The following is a 2,076-nucleotide window of genomic DNA, read 5'->3' on the forward strand; positions in this document are numbered from 1 at the left end:
GCTGCTGCGCCTGCCACCTAGGAACCGAGCCCGGCCATTGCACACTGAACGACCCCAGTTTTGTACAGCAGCAGCGGTACATGCCGGCGCAGCGGCAGCGTCTGCGGGCCCCCGTCATCGATGATCTCGGCGAGCCGCTGCGCCCTCCAGCGTTCGGCATCGTCAAGCGGCAGTACGGCCAGCTCATGTGCGCGCTCGACGCGGATGCAGCCCTCGCTGTAGGCGCGTGCTGGGCGCTTGAACAGCTCGCGCGCCGACGTGTCGTGCAGGAACACCAGGTGTCCATTGGGGCCATGAAGCGGATGCGGCCGAGCGCGTTGGCCGGGCCGCTGGCCTGCACAACGCGGTAGGGGAGACGCCGGGGCGCTTGCGCACGGCGTCCCAGTCGACGCCGGCCAACGCGGTCGATCAGCCGCATGCACTGGCGCGCGAGGTAGCCGCGGTCTCTTAGCACGCGCGGCAGAACGTCTTTGCGCAGGATGGCCAGCGGCACGGCCCACTCCGGATTGAGTACGAGGTATTCCATCGTCGAGCGGAATTCGGGCGAGCGCCGGTATAGATGGCCGACGACCTCGCGCGAACGCCAGGCCTTGCGGCCGTCGAGCCACAGCCCAGTCTCGAAACCGGCTATGTCGACCAGCAGTTGGCCGCTGACGAGGGCACGCCCCACCCTGCGCAGCCGTTCGAGGTTGACGCGAATCTGGTCAATTCGCGCGGACACCAGCGCGTTCAGCGCCGCCAGCACAGCGTCCGTCGTCGAAGCGGGCGATACCTGGCGGACCAGCCGTAGCAGGTCGCGCGGTGTCTTGGCCACGGTGAGGGCGTTCTCGTCGAGCCGCACACCGAACTCCTGGCCGACGCGGGTGATGAGCTCCTCTGCGCCAGGCTGCCCAAGCCTCCAGTCGCGCTCGAGCGAGCTGTCTAGGCCCAGTGCGGCTGCACGCGGCGACGCCTGCCGCAGTTCGGCGGGCACCGTAACCACCGCGTGCAACATGCTTTGCACCGTGTCGTCCTGCGTAGAGTGGGTATCCACGCTGACGGCATGCATTGGGTCTTTGGGTGACAAGGGTTCAGGGACCATGGGCGCCGTGCAGCACAGATTCAACCCGTTGCCCCTGGCGTGTGTCAATTCGCGGTCGGCGGCATCGGAGCAGGCCGCAGCGCAGCTGGCGGACCGGGATGTCGCACTGTGCCCAGAGGTAGTTTCTTGGCGAGTATGCCGGTTGTGATGGTCTGCGCCGCGCGCACCGCTACCCCTGGACCGCGTACTCGTGGCTCCACGCAGACATGGTAGGTCTTGGACAGGTGAAATCGGTCGATTGAGGCTTAGAAGCGTCCCTGACCGTACGGTGACGGGGCGAAGGTGATCGGCCGACCCTGGTCGTCGCGCTCGCGCTGGCAGCGATCGCGGCCACCAGGTGCTGCGCGCCATCGCGCGAGATGTCTAGGGTGGCCTCCGCGCGCCGGCGAACTGCCGCTTGGGCGCGCTCTGCAGGGCAACAATTTGCAGCACGCCGGGACTGGGCCACAACAACGCGTATAGGCCAACCCACTGACATGGATCGACCGCCTGGTAGTAGGTGCGATCACCCGAGGCGACCTCGAAATGATCCTCCTCGTGAAACTTCCGCCGGGCAGGCCGGGCGTCGGCGTCAATCACGGCGGCCGGTATCATCAGGTCGCTGTGCCGGCCATGCGACGCCATGCGGATCGCAACGGCCATGTCCGAGGTGATCCAGCGCAACAACATCCGCCCGGGCTGAACCGGCCCTAGGAGTCTGCGCGGCAGAACGTTTGGCGTGCTGATTTGATTGCAACTGCGCGGTGCCTCGGGCGATTTGATCGTTCCCGTTGTTTTGAGTGGTCTGTGCGGCGACCTTGTGCGGGTCTGAGGGCTCCGTTTCGCGGCCCGCGATGCCCCGTTTCCCCCTCAAGTACCGCGCAAACTGCACATCCTTCTCAAGTTGAGCGCCAGGCACACGAGCTTGAACTCGGCCTTGACCTTGTCCAATCCCCTCAGGCTGAACTGCCTGAACCCCAGCACGCTCTTGATCCACCCGTTGGGCGCCTCCACGA

3 protein-coding genes are annotated in these 2,076 nt (G+C 66.3%); all 3 read right to left on the reverse strand.

Annotation, left to right across the window (positions count from 1 at the left end):
- Positions 1-17: 17 nt before the first annotated feature.
- Positions 18-608 carry a L,D-transpeptidase family protein gene (locus RMP09_RS24060; protein WP_137918471.1) on the reverse strand — a complete coding sequence of 197 codons (591 nt, stop codon included), beginning with the start codon at positions 606-608 and terminating at the stop codon, positions 18-20.
- An 836-nt stretch (positions 609-1,444) separates the two neighbouring features.
- Positions 1,445-1,723 carry a DUF2459 domain-containing protein gene (locus tag RMP09_RS06495; RefSeq protein WP_310565190.1) on the reverse strand — a complete coding sequence of 93 codons (279 nt, stop codon included), beginning with the start codon at positions 1,721-1,723 and terminating at the stop codon, positions 1,445-1,447.
- Between the two features lie 207 nt (positions 1,724-1,930).
- A partial coding sequence (locus RMP09_RS06500) for a transposase (RefSeq protein WP_310565191.1) occupies positions 1,931-2,076 on the reverse strand: 146 nt, incomplete at its 5' end.

This window comes from Hydrogenophaga sp., from assembly GCF_031426985.1.
GTDB lineage: Bacteria > Pseudomonadota > Gammaproteobacteria > Burkholderiales > Burkholderiaceae_C > Hydrogenophaga.